This window comes from Alkalinema sp. FACHB-956 (genome assembly GCF_014697025.1).
GTDB lineage: Bacteria > Cyanobacteriota > Cyanobacteriia > Leptolyngbyales > Leptolyngbyaceae > Alkalinema.
Genome location: NZ_JACJRC010000004.1, coordinates 68,453 through 86,599 on the forward strand (window position 1 = coordinate 68,453; position 18,147 = coordinate 86,599).

An 18,147-nucleotide genomic window follows, 5' to 3' on the forward strand; every position below is an offset into this window, starting at 1 on the left:
TCGGTTGAATGCCTGCAATCCAACTAGATTCTTTTCAGGATCCGCCATGTCCCTCAACACCCTCCAGGGGATAAGTCGGTAGCACGGTTGCCCTGTCTGCAAAAATTAAGTTAAATTAAGTTAACAATCACTCTCATGAAATCTGTCATAGCTGTTTAGAGGTCGATCGCTAAGATTGCTGCTAGACGGCACCGAGTTTAAATCCTGACTGGAACGATCGAATTTTCATCGCTGAACCTTAATTTAAGAATTCACTAAAGAATATTCGTGATGTCCACTTTAACTCGGTATACCTATTCCCGCTGAGAGCGACGAGTCTGTTGTAGGCGTACTGAGAGGTTGCCCTTATATGAAACCGACCTGGAGAACAATTTTACTCTGGGCACTGCCCGCGATCGTAGTAGGGTTCTTCCTGTGGCAAAGTTCCCTGATGCCGATGGGTGGGAACAATGCGGCCCGAAACACCGCAAGCACACGCATGACCTACGGACGCTTCCTGGAGTATCTGGATGCGAACCGGGTTAAGGCTGTTGATCTCTATGACAATGGCCGTACCGCGATCGTGGAAGCAGTGGATCCCGAATTAGATAATCGTATTCAACGGCTACGGGTGGATCTGCCTGGCAACTCTCCAGAGCTGATCGCTCGTCTGCGGGATTCTCATATTGCGTTAGATTCCCATCCTCCCCGCAATGATGGCGCATTGTGGAATATCTTAGGAAACCTGGTATTCCCCATCCTGCTGCTATCGGGGCTGTTCTTCCTGTTCCGCCGTTCCAACAACATTCCCGGCGGCCCTGGCCAAGCCATGAACTTTGGCAAGTCCCGCGCCCGCTTCCAGATGGAAGCCAAGACCGGCGTCATGTTTGATGACGTAGCTGGGATCGAAGAAGCCAAGGAAGAACTGCAAGAAGTCGTTACCTTTTTGAAAAAACCTGAGAAGTTCAGCGCCGTGGGTGCTCGAATTCCCAAGGGTGTGCTGCTAGTAGGCCCCCCTGGAACCGGGAAAACCCTGCTTGCTAAGGCGATCGCCGGGGAAGCAGGCGTACCGTTCTTCAGCATTTCCGGTTCAGAATTTGTGGAAATGTTCGTTGGGGTGGGTGCGTCCCGCGTCCGTGACCTGTTTAAGAAAGCCAAGGAAAATGCACCTTGCATCATCTTTATTGATGAAATTGACGCAGTCGGTCGTCAGCGGGGTGCTGGCATCGGCGGCGGCAACGACGAACGGGAACAAACCCTGAACCAGTTGCTGACCGAAATGGATGGCTTTGAAGGCAACACTGGCATCATCGTGATTGCTGCGACGAACCGTCCCGACGTGCTGGATGCGGCTCTGCTGCGACCCGGTCGCTTCGATCGTCAAGTCACCGTGGACATTCCCGACATCAAGGGCCGTCTGGATGTGTTGCAGGTTCACGCCCGCAATAAGAAGATTGCCGATGATGTCTCCCTGGAAATGATCGCCCGACGCACCCCTGGGTTCTCCGGTGCCGATCTGTCTAACCTGTTGAACGAAGCCGCTATTCTCTGCGCTCGCCGCCGCAAGGAAGCGATTACGATTCAAGAGATTGACGACGCGGTCGATCGGGTTGTGGCGGGGATGGAAGGCACCCCCATGGTGGACAGCAAGAGCAAACGGCTCGTGGCCTACCATGAAGTCGGTCACGCGATCGTGGGCACGCTACTGAAGCACCACGACCCCATGCAGAAAGTCACGCTGATTCCCCGAGGCCAAGCCCGCGGTTTGACCTGGTTCATGCCCTCTGAAGATTCGGGTTTGATTTCCCGAGCACAAATCATGGCGCGGATTACTGGGGCACTGGGTGGTCGCGCTGCGGAAGATGTCGTCTTTGGTCGGGCAGAAGTCACCACGGGTGCAGGCGGAGACTTGCAACAGGTCACTGGCATGGCGCGGCAAATGGTCACCCGCTACGGCATGTCCGATCTAGGCCCACTGTCCTTAGAAAGCCAGCAGGGTGAAGTCTTCCTCGGTCGGGACTGGATGACCCGTTCCGACTGTTCAGAAGAGATTCAAGCGCGGATCGATGCCCAAGTGCGCGAGATTGCGGAACACTGCTACGAAGATGCCCGTCGGATTATTCGCGAAAACCGGGAAGTCATCGATCGCTTGGTCGATCTATTGGTGGAACGGGAAACGATCGACGGCGATGAGTTCCGCCAAATCGTTGCAGAGTATGCGGTTGTTCCTGAGAAAGAACAACTGAACGTGCGCATCTAAGTTTTACAGCATCTTAAGTTTTACCCAATTTAAGATGCTGTATCCCAGCTTCAGAGTGCATCATTAAAACTCATAGGCTATGAAGGGACAGTTTTCTAACAAAGCTGTCCCTGTTTTTATTCGCTCTATTTTTATTCGTTCTATGTCTCTTCACCCTATTTCTCATAGAACCCATCCATTCTGAGAAAGCGCTGAGTCTGGCAATTTCCGAAGTCTGGCAATAGAGACCGATTGCCCCTGCTAGATCTCCCCTTAGGGCTCCGCTTCTAACATAGCTTGGGCAGATTTGAGATGTTTCTGTTGATCATCACTCAGAATTGGATATTTCAAATTCAGTTGCTTCATCCGATCGCAGAGAATGCTGGCAACTGTTAAGCGTGTGAACCATTTATGATCGGCAGGAATGATATACCAAGGCGCATATTCAGTACTGGTATAGCGAAACATTTCTTCGTAGGCGTGCATGTAATCATCCCAATACTGGCGTTCCTGCACATCATTCAGAGAAAATTTCCAATTCTTTTCAGGGTTCGTGATCCGTTCTAGAAACCGTTTTTTCTGTTCCTTCTTTGAGACATTTAGAAAAAACTTCACCACAATAATGCCGTTATCGACAAGGTATTGTTCAAAGTGATTAATTTCCCGAAATCGCTGTTTCCAAATTCCTTTTCCCTTAGCGTCGGGCGGCAGTTGCTGGCGATCGAGTACTTCTGGATGCACCCGCGCTACTAACACTTCTTCGTAGTAGGAACGGTTAAAAATCCCAATGCGGCCCCGCTCTGGCAAAGCCTTGAACGATCGCCACAGATAATCATGATCCAATTCTTCCGCCGAGGGAGCTTTAAAACTAAACACTTGGCAGCCTTGAGGATTGAGGCCAGACATGACATGCTTAATCGTGCCATCCTTACCCGCTGCATCCATGGCTTGAAAAATCACCAATAACGCATAGGTATTTTGCGCATAAAGGATGTCTTGATACTGAGCCAGTTGCTGAATGTCTTGCTCTAGCTTGCCAAACGCCTGACTTTTATCTAAATAATCTGATGTATAGGCCGGATCAAAGTCACGCTCCAGCTTAATTTTTGTGTCAGGAGACACCATGAACTGGCGAGTTGAAATTTTGAGCGCACTCATAGAATGAACAGCCTCCGCCGCCAACGTCATTAGGTTTTAGATGATTTTTTGCAGATGGATTCCCGCGTGCCTCCAGCTTAGTCGATGCAATTCCAGCCCCAGACCAAGAGTCAGACATTCTTAAGCTTTAGCGCACTTAAGCTTTAGCGCACTTAAGCTTTAGCGCACTTAAGCTTTGACCCACTGAAGCTTTGGCGTATCCATTCCTCAGCCGTCTCACCGGGCTTGATAGATTTATTGCCCATGGATTTCCCACCATCTCTCTTCACACTCTCTCTTGGGCTTTTTATCTCTTTAGATTTTTCCACTTCCTCCATTGAGTAGATTTACTAATCAGTAATATTTATTACGAAGACTGAGCACGAGTCAGAAGCTTGATTAAATTAGGGAGTATAGATTTTTCCCACCTAGACCTGCGGGAGGAGAAATGAGGCAATCGCTCATTCCACTCACCCTTCATTGCCCAATTGCGACTTCGATCCTGACACACCCGCCCCAGCAGCAGCCACGGCGAATTTTGGGTCAGCCTTCTCGGCTGATGGGTTGGTTGTTGGTTTCTATTGCCTGTCCTTTGATGATTGGGCAATCTCCAGCCCATGCCTCTGAAGTGTTACATGTCCAGTCTCCCACAGGGCAACATTGGCTGTGTCGTCCGATGAATCGCCAACTGCTTTGCGATCCTATTGCTCCCGCTGCTGTCTCCCAATCCCCTGCGCCATTTCTCCACATCTCCACGGTCCCCTCTCCCCCCAGCAGTCATTGGACTGATTTAATTCTCCGGGCGGTTTACATTGGCATCCCCAGTACTTTTGTGGGGTTCTTTTTACTCCAAGGACTCCAAGCCAGACTCCATAAAGCCAAAATGCAAGCCTTTGTCCAACGGTTAGAACGAATTTGGCAACAGAGTGCTCAACACTAGTGTTGAGCACTAACACAAATGCTAGGATCGCAGGTACCGATCGAGGAGCAGGAGATTCAGACGATGACCATTGCAACTCAGAAAATGACCCTAGCCGAGTTTCTGGCCTTTGATGATGGCACGGAGACTTGCTATGAGTTGGAGAATGGAGAATTAATCGCGATGCCTGCGGAAAGTGACCTAAACCAAAGAATTGCCTCTTTTCTATTTGCATTGTTCCTAGGATTGGGTATTCCCAGCTATCGGTTGCGCATCGGCTTGGAAATTGCTGTCAGTAGCGCGCGGGCATCTGTTCGACTACCTGACTTAACCGTGTTATCTGAAGAAGGCGCGATCGCGCTAGAGGGAGCCAGTCGTTCGATCGTGCTAATGGACATGCCGCCGCCCCTACTGTTGGTTGAAGTGGTTAGTGAAGGGCAGGAAAACCGGGATTATCGTTACAAGCGATCGGAGTATGGAGCGCGGGGCATTGCAGAATATTGGATTGTTGATCCCATTGCCCAGCGAGTCACCTTGTTGGAATGGGTTGAAGGATTGTACGAGGAACAGACTTATTATCCAGGCGAGACAATTCACTCCACCGTCTTGCAAGCCTTGGATCTAACCGTCGATCGTGTCTTAGCAGGCAAATAAATTCGCTAGCCGGTCAAATCCGTTAGCCACGATGCAATTTAAGGTGCAATTTAACTTGAACTTGCGTGAGATCCGGGCCAAGCATCCCACGCAAGCCTCACCTCAATTAAGCCCCCGATCGCTGCTCTCGCAATTTTGACAACTCAGCCCGAATCGCAGACAGTTGGGCCGTCAGTTCCTGGAGTTCAGCCTGTACATCGGGAGCAACAGGCACTGCGGTTGTAGTCACCGTCACCCCAGAGGCCGATGGATTTTGCCGCTGCTGCCAAAAGCGATCGACCACCTGACGGGCTTCTTGTTCGGTCACGGTTCCCTTTTCAATCCATTCCTGAGCCAGTTGCGTCGGGTTAGTGGTCAGTTTGTTGATGGTTTGATTGATTTTTTGGGGATCTTGAACCGCTTCAACGGCGGAGGTTGTCGCTCCCAGTGCAGCACGGAATCCCTGTTGGAAGAATTGCAACACAACGTCAGTATTCATTGGCTTCATTAAAGCTAACCCACCTATACAAGTTTTGAGGATGTGATCATTGATCGTGATTGATCTTAACTTTAAGCGTTAATGTGGATGGATCGCCACAAACACTTTGCAGACTGAGGCCCAGTTCAACCCGGCCCAGAGGCCAGAAGGCTTGCCAGATGGAACGATTCCTAATTTTTCGGGAAAGCCATCAGGAACCCATCCAGCCATCAGGAACCCATCTAGGATAACGAATGATGGCTCAACCCGGAGGCTACCCGATCGCCCTTCCCCCTACCCCTCCGCATCCAAGAACTGATTCAAATCTTCCAGGATCTGCATCAATTCCGCCTCAACACTCACTCGGATCCGATCGTCCCGTAATGTGATCAACACCTTCGCCGCAAAGGGCGTGGGGTAAATATTGGGATTACAGAATAGTTCTAAAAAGACATCCCCTGTGTAGCGGTATTCCATCGGCTTCTGGGGTGAAACTTTCCCGCCGGTCGTCGGTTTATTGGAAGTGACTTTCAAGCATTCCATTAACTGGTTAAGGGCTGCTTTCATTTCCCGCGCAGATTCCGGGGTAAAACTCAACCCAATCGAACCGATCGGTAAATTCAAAGTTAATTGCGCCATAGCTTGCCACCAGAAGATTTTTACAGTTTTCAACAGAATACAGATGATGGGCCATTGTGGGAATCAAGACTGCATCCAATTAACCCTACCCGTAACAGTCCCCTCAGCAGTCAACATGATCCTCATCCCCTCACACTGACAATAACGAGGTCGATCAAGCACAGAATACGCCTTATTCAGGCATACACCGCCTGGAACCTGTTAACACTACTTATCAAAAAATCACAATTATCAACTCATTACACTGAGACCTCGTCATCGTTGAAAGTTAGTTGAGAACAATTCTTTTTATAATACCGAGATTAATAGAAAAAAATGGTAATTGAAACACAAAAAATAACAGTAAAAGGATAAATAGAATTGCACACAATTTAACCTTAAAATTGTTTTAATAGATGTTGAATCAACAAGAACTATCAAAGTTCCTGCCCCATTCATTCGCGGATTATCAAATTCATCGCTTATCAAATTCATCGCTTATCAAGTTCATCGCTTATCAAGTTCATCACTTATCAGGTTTATCCTTTATCAGGTTCATCATTTATGCTGGTTGATCACCGTAGCACCGTACGTCGAGTTTTAATCATTACGTTAGTTCTCAACCTTGCAGTGATGGCCATTAAGATCGGGGTTGGCATCCTGACTGGCTCGCTAAGCATTATTGCGGATGCACTCCATAGCCTGACCGATAGTGCAAACAATGTCCTTGGGTTATTTGCGAACCAATGGTCTTCCCCGGAACCCGATCGCGAACACCCCTATGGACACCAAAAATTTGAAGCGATCGGCGCATTGGGCATCGCTGCTTTTTTAGGGATCGCCTGTTTTGAAATTCTGCAAAGCGCGATCGAACGCATCCTCCATGGAGGCAAAACCTTACAAATTAGTAGTCAAGAACTCTGGCTCCTCCTGCTCGTCTTGGGGATCAACATCTTTGTAGCCTTCTACGAACGACGGGAAGGGCAACGGGTCAAGAGTGCTCTCTTGATTGCTGATGCCTACCACACCATGAGCGATATCTGGGTCACCATCAGCGTTCTCGCAGGCTTAATTGGCATCTGGGTCTTAGGTTGGCAATGGCTGGATATTGCTCTCGCATTTCCCGTCGCCATCCTTGTTTTTTGGAGTGGCTGGACGGTATTGCGCGAAAATTTACCGTGGTTGGTAGACAGCAGCGTGATCGCCCCTGAGGCAATTTCTGAAATTACGCGATCGGTGCCAGGGGTGCTGAATGTCCATGACATCGCCTCGCGGGGCCTCGTCGGTCGCCAATGCTTTATTGAAATGCATTTAGTTGTGAATGCGGATGATGTGGAAACGGCCCATAGCATCACTGAAGCCGTTGAAGCGGCACTAGAAAAACAGTTTCCCCCCGTTCGAGTCATGATTCACCTCGAACCGCCTCGTTACTCTTCAGACAACCTCAGTTATTAGGACTGAAGTGATTAGGACTGGCCCTAATCCCTGAGTCATCCAGCAAGACCCATCAAGCAAGACCAATAAAAAAGGCTACCCAAAAACCTGTGAAGCAAGCTGCCAGGGTGACTTGGATAGCCTTAAATATGAGCAAAGAGAATTTGGCATAACCCATTCATCTATGGGCTACTTTATAGCACTAGATGTAGCGTCAAAGCAATCCCTTAATCGGAATGTGACACATTAACTAGGGCAAAAGAGAAGCTGAATGGGGAACCCATTTTTTCTGAGTATCCAGAAAATACCTAGGAATCCACACAATACCAATCCTTGCTGGATTCCAGATTTTTTCTATTCCCACTCGATCGTCCCAGGCGGTTTGGACGTAATGTCATAAACCACACGGTTCACACCACGCACTTCGTTGACAATGCGATTGGCAATAATTTCCAACAGATCGTAGGGAATCCGCGCCCAATCGGCGGTCATCCCATCTTCGCTGGTCACAATCCGTAGCACGATCGGATAAGCATAGGTGCGTTGGTCACCCATCACTCCCACACTCCGCACGGGGAGCAGCACCGCAAACGCTTGCCAAATTTCGTTGTACAAGCCTGCACGATTAATTTCTTGACGGACGATTAAATCTGCATCCCGTAGGATATCCAGTTTTTCATCGTCAATCTCACCTAGGATCCGAATTGCTAAACCGGGGCCAGGGAAGGGCTGACGGTTAACAATTTCTTCAGGTAATCCCAGCGATCGACCCACCTTGCGGACTTCATCCTTAAACAACTTCCGCAGGGGTTCAACCAATTTGAACTGCAAGTCCTTCGGCAAACCGCCAACGTTGTGGTGGCTCTTGATCTTCACCGCTACCCGTTCCCCAGTTTTGGGATCGACATTGGTATCCGCCGACTCAATCACATCGGGGTAGAGCGTTCCCTGGGCGAGATAATCAAACGGCCCCAATCGCTTAGACTCCGTTTCAAAGACCCGAATGAACTCGTGGCCAATGCGTTTCCGTTTTTCTTCGGGATCGGAGATGCCCTTCAACTGGGTCAAAAAGCGATCGCGGGCATTGACGTATTCCACAGGAATGTGGAACTGCTCCTTGAAGAGGGTCATCAACCGTTCAGGCTCACCTTTGCGCATGAAGCCTTGGTCGATAAACATACAGGTGAGTTGATCGCCGATCGCCTTGTACAGCAGGAAGGCCAATGTGGAGGAATCAACCCCACCGGACAGGGCCAACAACACACGCTTGTCTCCCACCCTGGCCCGAATTTCGCGGACGGATTCTTCCACAAAGGTCGCTGTTGTCCAAGTGGGATGGCAGCCACAGATGTGATAGACAAAATTGCAGATCAGCGCTTGCCCACCGATGGAATGCACCACCTCTGGGTGGAACTGCACACCGTAGAACTTGCGCTCATGGTCCGCGATCGCCGCTGAGGGCGTATTGTCCGTATGGGCCAACAATTCAAACCCATCCGGCATCCGGGTCACCGAGTCGCCATGACTCATCCACATGACCGAGCCTTCTTCTACATTGGTCAACAGATCGGTGGGATCGTCGATCGAGACGCTGGCTTTACCATATTCGCCACGCTCAGCCCGCTCAACTTCCCCACCCAGTTGCTGCACCATCAACTGCATGCCATAGCACACGCCCAACACGGGAATACCCAGCGTCCAGATCTCGGGATCACACTTGGGTGCACCGTCGTCATAGACCGAACTGGGTCCCCCAGAGAGAATGATGCCCTTGGGGTTCAGTTGACGCAATTGTTCCGCCGTCGTCCGATAGGACAAAACCTCGGAATAGACTTGAGTTTCACGAATGCGTCGCGCAATCAATTCAGAATACTGGGAGCCAAAATCCAAAATAACAATCATCTGGCGATTCACAGTCCCTAAGTCAGCAGAGGTCGCAGAGGTTGCGACAGAAGATTCAACAGATTCTACGGGAGGAGTCACGCTCGTTTTCCTGATGCAATCCTGGGGTAGACATTAAACAAAACTTGACTTAAGTATGTTTTAAACGGATCTGAGAGCGCGCTTTAGTCACAGTAAATTTTAGTATTTGGCTATTTTAATCACATTCTCAAACCGGACTCAAGTAACTCGGCGGCAATTTTGCTAGTCACCACAATGTTTCGCTGGCGATCGAACAGGATTGTGCCCACTTGCACTGATTTTTCGCTGTGGGTATAGATATACTGCTGCGATCGACGATCGATGTCAGCCACGATCGATTCATACACCGGAAGAGACCAAGACTGCCCGGTCACGTCATCTAGCTGACGGAGGAAATTTAATCCAGCTTCGGCGGTTTCCTGGGCCAATAAGGCTTGGGCCTGCACCGTTGGCAACCCAACCTTTACCCCATGGGCCGTCAGAATTTCCTGGCGACCATCCGCCACATGGTGATGGGTATGAAAAATCCCCCCCGCCAACTTCATAAGCTTGCCATGGTAGCCAAATAAAAGCAGCGATCGCACCCCTTGGAACCCAGCTTCCACGAGCAACGGCCCAAGCCAATTGGCGGTTTTCACCAGACGTTGGGCATCCAATCCCAATTTTGGCGCGAGATCTAAGCCATTTTCGCCAATGCAAAATACCAACGCATCGAACTGCTGGGCTTTTTCTCGTAGCAACGATCGAAATTCCTCTAATTGTCCCGGCGCACTCAACGGTTGCGCAATCCCCGAGGTTCCCAACAACGATAACCCCTCAACCACCCCAAACGCCGCATTGGACGTTCGTTTTGCCAGCGCCCGCCCCTCCGGCAAAATTAGCGTGACTTGAATACGATCGTCGGGCAACAACCAACGGGTTAAATTCTCTAAAATCAGCCGTTTGGCATAGGCATAGATGGCCGCTTCCCCCGCGCCATACTCTAGACGACCAATGCCCTCCCCCCCTTGCAACACAATCCTTTCGGCAGAAGAACTCGGCAACCGAGAAACCATGGCCCAAACGGGAGTATTTCGCGTCAGATCGAGATTATCGCCCGGATCACTGCGCGTAATGGCTAAAGCCGTCGTCTCATTTAATCCTGAAATTTGTTCTATCGGAACATTAACAATTCCTGACGAATCCAGTAGATCAACCTCAACTGATGTGTACCATTGGGGTTGGTTTAACCACCGTAGCGCCGCGATCGCAGCGGCACAAGCGAAAACAGGTAGGGTATAACCCGAACGAGGCAAATTCAACATTTATTTACTGTCAAATTAAAAACTTTTCTAACATGGCATGTAAAGGGAGTGTGAAATTCACAACAACCCTCTCGGCAATTGATTTTTTGTTTGCGTAGGATTGAGACGTGATAAACATCACCCATTGCAGGTGAAATCATACAATTTAATCTCCATCTACTTGGCCTAATGTAATTTTGCAGGTATTTTTGTAGGCACTCCTTTGACAACTGCGCACAAACGCTATTTAGGTGTCAGTTTCATTTTTTTAAGTTTTGTCTTCAAGGGTGTATTTGGCATTGCAGATCCTCAAACACCAGACTTCTCTATCCTGCGGCCCACCTGAATCACAATTGCGTAGAGGGTTTTATGGAATCTACCTCATCCCACACTTGCCCTAATCCTAGCCAGTTCTCTCCAGCAACCGGGCAATCCCGCACGATCGTATTGCAGCCTTCCGCATTAACCGGTTCAGACGGCAATCAATTTCAGAATTCTCTGGACAGAGCTTTGCAGCAAGCAGAGTCAGTGATTGTTGATTTGCTATGGGTGGATAGCATTGAAGATGAAGGGCTAACGGTCTTGTTTGCGGGTATGCAGCAGGCTTTTTTGTTAAACAAGCCCCTATCTTTTTTGTCCATGGATAGAAATACTCGTAGCGCCCTCGATCACCTATGGGAACAGCAACGCGACCAAGAACACCTGCTGCGAGATGAAGTCTTTACAGCAGAGTTCGAATCCTTTTTATCGGATTGTCGGCCTAGCTACGCTGCTTCCATGGAATTCTGAGGGCACCGATCCCCTAGCCTCCACGCATTCACCAGCGGTTCAAGGCAGCGGGGAAGACAATCGCAGTTTCAACACGATAGCAGCCAAAGCCAAGGGCAGCTAAAGCCAAGGGTGAGTGAAAGCTAAATTCTGCATTGTTACCTTATGGTGACCCTATGGTGATTGTGACCCATCGCGACCCAGGTTCAGGGATTGGGAACCGAACGTTTTAAGGCTAAAGCGGACATTTTAAGGCTAAAGCTAGCGTTTTAACGCTAAGGTCAAACCATCCCCGATCGGCAGAATGCTCACTTGCACCCGATCGTCTTGGGCTAGCTGTTGATTAAAGCTGCGGATCGTTTGCACAATTTTGTCCGTGGACTTGGCATCTGCAACCCGTCCTGACCACAACACGTTATCCACTGCAATCAAGCCACCGGAACGCACCAGTTGAACCACGCGATCGTAGTAGTTTTGATAATTTCCTTTATCCGCATCAATAAACGCGAAGTCAAAGCTCTCCGCCTGTCCCTCCGCCAGCAGTTGGTCTAGGGTTTCCACCGCCGGGGCAATCCGCAGATCAATCTTGTCAGCCACCCCTGCCAAGGCCCAGTAACGCCGCGCGATCGCCGTATAATCTTTGCTCACATCACAGGCAATCAGCTTGCCCTCAGGGGGCATCGCCAACGCCACCGTGAGGGAACTGTAGCCCGTAAACACACCGATTTCGATCGCCCGTGTGGCCCCCATCAACTGCACCAGGAGTGACATCAATTGTCCCTGTTCGGGAGAAATTTGCATCCGAGCCTGGGGATGGTTTGCCGTTTCCTGCCGGAGCTGCATCAGCACTTCCGGTTCCTGCAAGGAGTGGGCCAGAATGTATTCATAGAGAGACTCTTGGAGTCCCAGCGCATTTTTAAACATGGGCGATCGTCGGCAGAAAAGTGGAGTCGGACAGTGAAGTTGAACCTTGGAGCAGTGGAGTTGAACCTTGGAGTCGGGCTGAATTTTATCAGGTCTTAGCTGTTTTGAGTGTAGGCTGTCTGGTCTTCAGGTGTAGGCTTAGATTAGGTTCTTGCAAATATGGCGCTAACTAGGAGATCACTCATGTCGCGCTTACTGGCTATATCACGGCAATGGCTGTCCCTTGTCCAACCAAGACTGCTGCGATGGGTCGTCTTTGGCCTCTGCCTCTGTGTTTTGACCGCTTGCAGCCCTTCCACTCACTTACCGAGTCAAGACTTGATTGAACGGGCGATCGGGCTACAGGTTGAGAGAACCCAGACCCCATTGAGTCAACAACTCAAACTGCCAGCCCCCACCCGTTCCCAAATTCAGATTCGTCAAATTGAGGTGGAGAGCCAGACTCCCTTGACGATCGAGCAGCGGCCCGCCTATCACCTTCAGGGCACCTACAATCTGACTCTCAAGCAATCAGGTCACACGCTCCACCAACCCCATAACCCGTTTGACATCTATCTGCAGCAACGGCCTGAGGAAAAAACCTGGCACTTTGCTGAACCCAACCCTGAGAATCGCGATCGCTGGCTGACCCGTGCTCTGCCCTAGATCGAGGCGCGATCGGTCAGAATGTCATACCCGGTTTCCGTGACCAACACCGTATGCTCAAACTGCGCTGAGAGGGCATTATCGACGGTCACCACTGTCCAACGATCGGGCAGCACTCGGGTATTTTTTGATCCTGCATTGACGATCGGTTCGATCGCGAGGGTCATGCCAGCCTTCAGCTTGACATTGGGCATTTCGTGGGTGCGGAAGTTAAACACTGAGGGCTCTTCGTGCAGGTTACGCCCCACTCCATGGCCGGTATAGTCTTCCACGACGCTGAAGCCATAGGATTCGACACAATCCTGTACCGCTCCCGCCAAGTCCAGCAAATAAGCCCCCGCTTTGACTTGGGCGATCGCCGCATAAAGGGCCTTCTCCGACACCTGGATCAGCTTTTCCGCCGAGGGACTGACCTCGCCACCCACGGCGATCGTGATACAAGAATCGCCATGGTAGCCGTTGTAGTAAGCCCCCGTATCCACCTTGAGAACATCCCCCTTGCGGAGAATTTTCTTGCGATTGGGGATGCCATGCACCACTTCATGGTTGACACTGGCGCAGATGGAAGCCGGAAAACCGTGATACCCTTTGAAGCTTGGTTTGGCTCCCATCTCCCGAATGCGCTTTTCAGCATAGGCATCCAGATCCGCTGTGGTCATCCCGGGCTCTACCATCTCAGCAATTTCTTTCAAAACCGTTGCCACAATACGGCAAGACTGACGCATGATTGCGATTTCTTCCTGAGTTTTGACAGGGCCAGTGCGCCGCTGGCGCAGAATCGGTTGCGGAAGCAAGTTGCTTAGAATATTCATCGAGTTTACGAAGGGTACCAAAATGGAGGAGGGCAAGCAGAAGGGCACCTCAGGCCAATCTCTACGTTACCGGAAATCTTTCCCAACGGACGAACTCGACGGAATCTGTATTGTCTAAATCGGTTTGGAATCAGTCTGGAATCGGTGTTGCCTGAATCTGTACGCCTAATCTGTAACGACAATCGTCCCTTTCATCCCCGCTTCCGCGTGACCGGGGATCGAGCAATGCAACTCATACTGTCCCGATCTCACCGGCACAAACACCCAATCCGCTTCCGCGTTGGGGCGAATCTCCAGTTCATGGATCGCACCTTTGATTTCCACTTGCCCTGCATCAACTTTCTGCGACCAAATACCATCGGCAAAATCCTTGGCAGTGAAATAATGCTTTTGCCCGCTGGGATTGGTGAGGTGTAGCTTATAGCGTTTTCCAGCCTCAAAGGCGAGGTGATCGGGAACAAATTTCAGTTCCCCGACGGAATTTCCTAAGCTAACTTGAATGTCTATCACGGGTTGATGGGCTAAATCGATCGCCCCGGCAGGGGATGCGATCACAAGTAGAATCAGGACTCCCAGCCCCACGATCGACCAGAAACGCCCTTGCATTAACTTATCTTTAATTTTGTGGAGAATTTTATAGTTCATATTCGTGTCCAGTTCTTGTCCAGAACGCTAAGGATGTATCGGATAACCAGGGGGCTATAGGCCCATTATTAATAATTTTTATGCCGAGGTAATTCAGCTTACAGGTTTGTTACAGGCCCATCCGATCGCAGGCAGTAGGGTCGCTGGGAACTCAAGGGTGCTTCTAAGGCGTACTGCTCCAGAAAGGTGGGATCCCCCATGACCGCTGCGGTAGAGCCGTCGTAAACAATCTCTCCCTGACTTAGGACAACCGTGCGATCGCACAGATCCAACGCCAAATCCAAATCATGGGTAGCAATAATTTGGGTTAACGATAGCCGATCGAGCAGGTGAATCAATTGCCGCCGCGATCGTGGATCTAATTGCGCCGAGGGTTCATCTAAGGCCAGAATGCTGGGTTGCATGGCCAACACCCCCGCGATCGCCACTCGCTTTTTCTCTCCCCCTGAAAGAGCCTGGGGGATCCGTTGGGCGTAGTCGTCCGGATTGAAGCCGACTGCTTCCAAGGCCGCGATCGCGCGCTGGTGCTGCACCTCCAAACTTAATCCTTGGTTTTTCGGGCCAAAGGTGACATCTTCCCAAACGCTAGGCATAAATAGCTGATCATCAGGATTTTGGAAAACCAAACCCAGGGCATTTCGCACCACTCGCAGCGTATTCGGTGCCACTCGCCAAGGGCCCACCTGTACCTGCCCCACTTGCGGCAACAGCAAACCATTCAAGTGGTGCAGCAGGGTGGATTTTCCGGAACCATTGGCTCCTACGATCGCCACCCGTTGCCCCGCCATAATCGTTAAGTGGATGTTCCGTAGCGCAGGGGTGCCATTGGGATAACTGTAACCAACATTCTGAATTGCAAGGGCGACAACGGCCATACAGCGTATCAACGATCCAGGAGACTAGAGATTGTTTACGAGAGTTGTCTACGAGATTGTTTACAAGAGTTGTTTACGAGAGTTGTTTGATTCTGGATAGCGAACAATGAGAGCAATCTTATTCAGAACATGATCTCTGCTCCTATGCTGAGCAGAATCACTGAGATCGTGTAGGTCAATAAGCAGATATCTGGCTTCGTCCATCGCAATGGTGTCCCCTCTGGAGCAAGTCCCGCATAGCCCCGAGAGAGCATTGCTTGGTGGATGCGATCGCCCCGATCGTAGGTACGGATGAATAAAGCCCCGATCATCACACCGACAATGTGACGATGCACTGGACGGGAAACCAACAGATTGCGCGACTGAGCAGCCCGTTGCAGAGTTTGAGCTTCGTCAAGTAACACGGTCAGATACCGCAACATCGATCCCACGATCGCCACAAGGAGTGGGGGCATTTTTAACTGTTTGAGTGCTTGTAAAAGTTCGATTTGGCGAGTCGTCAAGGTCAACACATTCAAGGTCATCAGGGACAGTCCCACTTTCATGGCCAAACTAAAAAATCCCAGCAGCCCCCCTTGATAAATCTCCAGCCAACCCCATTGCCAGAGGAGATCCCCTTGCTCCCGAAACAGCGTGCCTAGCACAAGTAACAAGGCAAAACTGGCTTCGAGGGTCATTCGTCGCAGGAGTTGCCCCAGGGATACCGAACTCCGCCAGCCAATCAGTAGCAGGCCCCCGCCCATCACTAGCAATTGCAAGCCTTGCAACGGAGGCGTGAGGGCGATCGCAAACACCGCGATCGTGGCGCACAGCAGTCGCATCCAAGGCTGGGGACCTGTAGCGCTGGTAGCGCTTGGGGCAGCCAAGCCCTTCCCCAAGCCGGGTGAGTCATGAAAAATCATGGATCCTTGTGTGAGGTTTCTGGTTTAGCCACCACCCACTTGCCGACCCCCCAGGTCAACCCAAAAGTCACCAGCGTGCCCACCAAGCCCGCTAGCGGGGTCGCTAGCGCATCCGGCACGCCCCGCATGGCATACTCATCAAACGCTTGGTAAAAGGGCAACTGATGGGCCACAGGATGTTCCGCTGCACGAGATTCAAATTCCTGATCTTGAGCCACCCGATCGAGCCCATCCGGGTTTTGGCTCGCCCAGGGAGACAGAAGCGTCGCCAGCCCCACCGCCAGCCCTAGGGAAACCCCGTAAAACCAACGCGACCGTAGACCACACCGTAGACCACTTTGTATTTTTTGCATTACCTCATCTCTCCAGACACGATCTCTCCACGCGCAGTCAGGGCACGATCGCGGGGCGCTTTGTGAATTAACTCCGGTCGCAGCCGTCGCACATAATCCAACGCCAGCAGTGTAATGGCCGCTTCCCCGAGGCCAATTAGCCCATGCCAAAAGACCATAGCACCCAACGCAAGCCCTAGATTTGCCGTCCCAGACAAGCCGATCTGGAGCGAACAGAACGCAGAAGCGGCTACTACACTTACCCAGCTCGCGATCGCCGCTCCCACCATGACCCCAATCCAGCGATCATAGCCCACCAGGCAACGGATCCCTTTGTAGAGGTAATAGCCACCCAAGGTTCCGACTAACCCCATATTGACAATGTTGGCTCCTAGCACGGTCAGCCCACCATCTTGAAAAAATAGGGTCTGCACTATGAAGACCACCGCCATAACGAGCGATCCCGCCCAAGGCCCCAATAACGCCCCCGCCAAGGTTCCCCCCAGCAGGTGCCCTGATGTCCCCATGGGGATCGGAAAGTTGATCATCTGGGCGGCAAAAATAAAGGCAGCACAGACGCCCATCAGAGGAACCGCCCGATCGTCATAGGTTGCCTGTACTCGTCTGAGGCAGAGACCAATCAGCCCCAAGGCCAAGGCCCAAGTTCCTAGCCAAACCATGCCTGCGATCGGCGTCGCTGCATTCAAATAACCATCCGGCATGTGCAACGCCAAGGGTAAGACTCGAATCATGCCATTGTTTGTCCAAATAGTTGCTAGACTCCAGTAAACCGCTGACAAATCCCCCAATTCAATCCAGATGGGGGGGATGAACGGCGTTAGTCAACCAGGTTAACATAAATCAACCTAGGTGACCCTTAACCAGCCCCATTTCTAGCGAGGCCACACCAAGATCCACCCGAATTCCAAGATCCACCCAGATTCCAAGATCCACCAGCCTCAAAAAACTTTGCTGTGAGATCTAGACTTAAAGGGGATGCATACGCTACATTAAGCAATTGTGAGTTTTTAACAAACCCGCTATGAACGCCCAGGAAATCATCCGCTCTCTTGAAGCGGAACAGATGAAGTCAGATCTTCCGGTGATTCATGTTGGCGACACTGTGCGCGTTGGCGTGAAAATCCGCGAGGGTGACAAAGAACGGACTCAGCCCTACGAAGGGGTGGTCATTGCTAAGCGTAGTGCTGGCGTGACTCAGAACATTACGGTACGTCGAGTTTTCCAAGGCGTAGGCGTAGAACGGGTCTTTTTGATTCACTCTCCTCGCATTGAGAGCGTTAAAGTTCTCCGTCGGGGTAAAGTGCGTCGTGCTAAGCTCTTCTACCTCCGTCAACGGACTGGTAAGTCTGCCCGTCTGAAGCAGCGTTTCGATCGTGCACTTTAGTTCCACGGCAATCTTTTGAGAAATTGCTAGACTAGGGACAAAAGTTAGGTAAAATATGGAGTAGTTCAGACGCATGCGTCCTTAGTTCAGTTGGTAGAACGCAGGTCTCCAAAACCTGATGTCGGGGGTTCGAGTCCTCCAGGGCGCGCTGAATTACTCCATTGAGCTTAAAAGACCTCAACATAGGTCAAGTCAT

Annotated in this window: 19 protein-coding genes and 1 tRNA gene; 8 read left to right on the plus strand and 12 right to left on the minus strand. The window is 50.8% G+C overall.

Annotated elements, in window-relative coordinates; genetic code table 11:
- The first annotated feature begins 349 nt into the window (after positions 1–349).
- On the plus strand, positions 350–2,239 hold the full coding sequence (gene ftsH2 / locus H6G21_RS07260; protein ID WP_190572151.1) for an ATP-dependent zinc metalloprotease FtsH2: 1,890 nt from the start codon (positions 350–352) through the stop codon (positions 2,237–2,239).
- A 252-nt stretch (positions 2,240–2,491) separates the two neighbouring features.
- On the opposite strand, the gene H6G21_RS07265 is transcribed toward ftsH2, so the two are convergent.
- Positions 2,492–3,376 carry a polyphosphate kinase 2 family protein gene (locus tag H6G21_RS07265; RefSeq protein ID WP_199307088.1) on the minus strand — a complete coding sequence of 295 codons (885 nt, stop codon included), beginning with the start codon at positions 3,374–3,376 and terminating at the stop codon, positions 2,492–2,494.
- A 427-nt stretch (positions 3,377–3,803) separates the two neighbouring features.
- Here H6G21_RS07265 and H6G21_RS07270 point away from each other — a divergent pair, with 427 nt between their 5' ends.
- Positions 3,804–4,295, plus strand: a complete 492-nt coding sequence (locus tag H6G21_RS07270) for a hypothetical protein (RefSeq protein ID WP_190572153.1) — start codon at positions 3,804–3,806, stop codon at positions 4,293–4,295.
- 63 nt (positions 4,296–4,358) lie between these two features.
- Positions 4,359–4,928, plus strand: coding sequence for a Uma2 family endonuclease (locus tag H6G21_RS07275; RefSeq protein WP_190572155.1), 570 nt, complete (start codon positions 4,359–4,361; stop codon positions 4,926–4,928).
- A gap of 106 nt (positions 4,929–5,034) precedes the next feature.
- Here the strand turns inward: H6G21_RS07275 and H6G21_RS07280 are convergent, their stop codons facing one another.
- Positions 5,035–5,406, minus strand: coding sequence for a hypothetical protein (locus H6G21_RS07280; protein WP_190572157.1), 372 nt, complete (start codon positions 5,404–5,406; stop codon positions 5,035–5,037).
- A gap of 273 nt (positions 5,407–5,679) precedes the next feature.
- Positions 5,680–6,024 carry a hypothetical protein gene (locus H6G21_RS07285; protein ID WP_190572159.1) on the minus strand — a complete coding sequence of 115 codons (345 nt, stop codon included), beginning with the start codon at positions 6,022–6,024 and terminating at the stop codon, positions 5,680–5,682.
- A 543-nt stretch (positions 6,025–6,567) separates the two neighbouring features.
- Between H6G21_RS07285 and H6G21_RS07290 the strand changes: the two genes are divergently transcribed.
- Positions 6,568–7,458: a cation diffusion facilitator family transporter gene (locus H6G21_RS07290; RefSeq protein ID WP_190572161.1), complete on the plus strand. Its 891-nt coding sequence runs from the start codon at positions 6,568–6,570 to the stop codon at positions 7,456–7,458.
- A 333-nt stretch (positions 7,459–7,791) separates the two neighbouring features.
- On the opposite strand, the gene guaA is transcribed toward H6G21_RS07290, so the two are convergent.
- Positions 7,792–9,339, minus strand: coding sequence for a glutamine-hydrolyzing GMP synthase (gene guaA, locus H6G21_RS07295; protein ID WP_190572470.1), 1,548 nt, complete (start codon positions 9,337–9,339; stop codon positions 7,792–7,794).
- 200 nt (positions 9,340–9,539) lie between these two features.
- A complete protein-coding gene (gene cbiD / locus H6G21_RS07300; RefSeq protein ID WP_190572164.1) occupies positions 9,540–10,664 on the minus strand; it encodes a cobalt-precorrin-5B (C(1))-methyltransferase CbiD in 1,125 nt (374 codons plus the stop codon).
- A gap of 348 nt (positions 10,665–11,012) precedes the next feature.
- On the opposite strand from cbiD, the gene H6G21_RS07305 reads away from it, so the two are divergent.
- Complete coding sequence (locus tag H6G21_RS07305; protein WP_190572166.1) at positions 11,013–11,432, plus strand: hypothetical protein; 420 nt, start codon at positions 11,013–11,015, stop codon at positions 11,430–11,432.
- Positions 11,433–11,672: 240 nt separating this feature from the next.
- On the opposite strand, the gene H6G21_RS07310 is transcribed toward H6G21_RS07305, so the two are convergent.
- The gene (locus tag H6G21_RS07310) at positions 11,673–12,335 is read right to left on the minus strand and encodes a class I SAM-dependent methyltransferase (protein ID WP_190572169.1); all 663 of its coding nucleotides are present in this window, start codon (positions 12,333–12,335) and stop codon (positions 11,673–11,675) included.
- Positions 12,336–12,518: 183 nt separating this feature from the next.
- Between H6G21_RS07310 and H6G21_RS07315 the strand changes: the two genes are divergently transcribed.
- Positions 12,519–12,980 (plus strand): hypothetical protein, encoded by a 462-nt coding sequence (locus H6G21_RS07315; protein ID WP_190572171.1) that lies wholly within the window; start codon positions 12,519–12,521, stop codon positions 12,978–12,980.
- On the opposite strand, the gene map is transcribed toward H6G21_RS07315, so the two are convergent.
- From map to H6G21_RS07345, 6 genes are all read right to left on the minus strand, one after another.
- Positions 12,977–13,792 (minus strand): type I methionyl aminopeptidase, encoded by an 816-nt coding sequence (gene map, locus H6G21_RS07320; RefSeq protein ID WP_190572173.1) that lies wholly within the window; start codon positions 13,790–13,792, stop codon positions 12,977–12,979. The genes H6G21_RS07315 and map overlap by 4 nt on opposite strands.
- Before the next feature lie 165 nt (positions 13,793–13,957).
- On the minus strand, positions 13,958–14,398 hold the full coding sequence (locus H6G21_RS07325; RefSeq protein WP_190572472.1) for a cupredoxin domain-containing protein: 441 nt from the start codon (positions 14,396–14,398) through the stop codon (positions 13,958–13,960).
- Positions 14,399–14,535: 137 nt separating this feature from the next.
- Positions 14,536–15,312 (minus strand): ATP-binding cassette domain-containing protein, encoded by a 777-nt coding sequence (locus H6G21_RS07330; RefSeq protein ID WP_190572175.1) that lies wholly within the window; start codon positions 15,310–15,312, stop codon positions 14,536–14,538.
- 122 nt (positions 15,313–15,434) lie between these two features.
- The gene (cbiQ, locus tag H6G21_RS07335) at positions 15,435–16,214 is read right to left on the minus strand and encodes a cobalt ECF transporter T component CbiQ (protein ID WP_190572176.1); all 780 of its coding nucleotides are present in this window, start codon (positions 16,212–16,214) and stop codon (positions 15,435–15,437) included.
- A complete protein-coding gene (locus H6G21_RS07340) occupies positions 16,211–16,567 on the minus strand; it encodes a PDGLE domain-containing protein (protein ID WP_190572178.1) in 357 nt (118 codons plus the stop codon). Before H6G21_RS07340 ends, cbiQ begins: the two co-directional genes overlap by 4 nt.
- Positions 16,567–17,298 carry an energy-coupling factor ABC transporter permease gene (locus H6G21_RS07345; protein ID WP_190572474.1) on the minus strand — a complete coding sequence of 244 codons (732 nt, stop codon included), beginning with the start codon at positions 17,296–17,298 and terminating at the stop codon, positions 16,567–16,569. Before H6G21_RS07345 ends, H6G21_RS07340 begins: the two co-directional genes overlap by 1 nt.
- Before the next feature lie 290 nt (positions 17,299–17,588).
- Here H6G21_RS07345 and rplS point away from each other — a divergent pair, with 290 nt between their 5' ends.
- Positions 17,589–17,951 (plus strand): 50S ribosomal protein L19, encoded by a 363-nt coding sequence (gene rplS / locus H6G21_RS07350; RefSeq protein WP_190572180.1) that lies wholly within the window; start codon positions 17,589–17,591, stop codon positions 17,949–17,951.
- A 75-nt stretch (positions 17,952–18,026) separates the two neighbouring features.
- Positions 18,027–18,099: transfer RNA gene (locus H6G21_RS07355), tRNA-Trp, on the plus strand.
- The last annotated feature ends 48 nt before the right edge of the window (positions 18,100–18,147 follow it).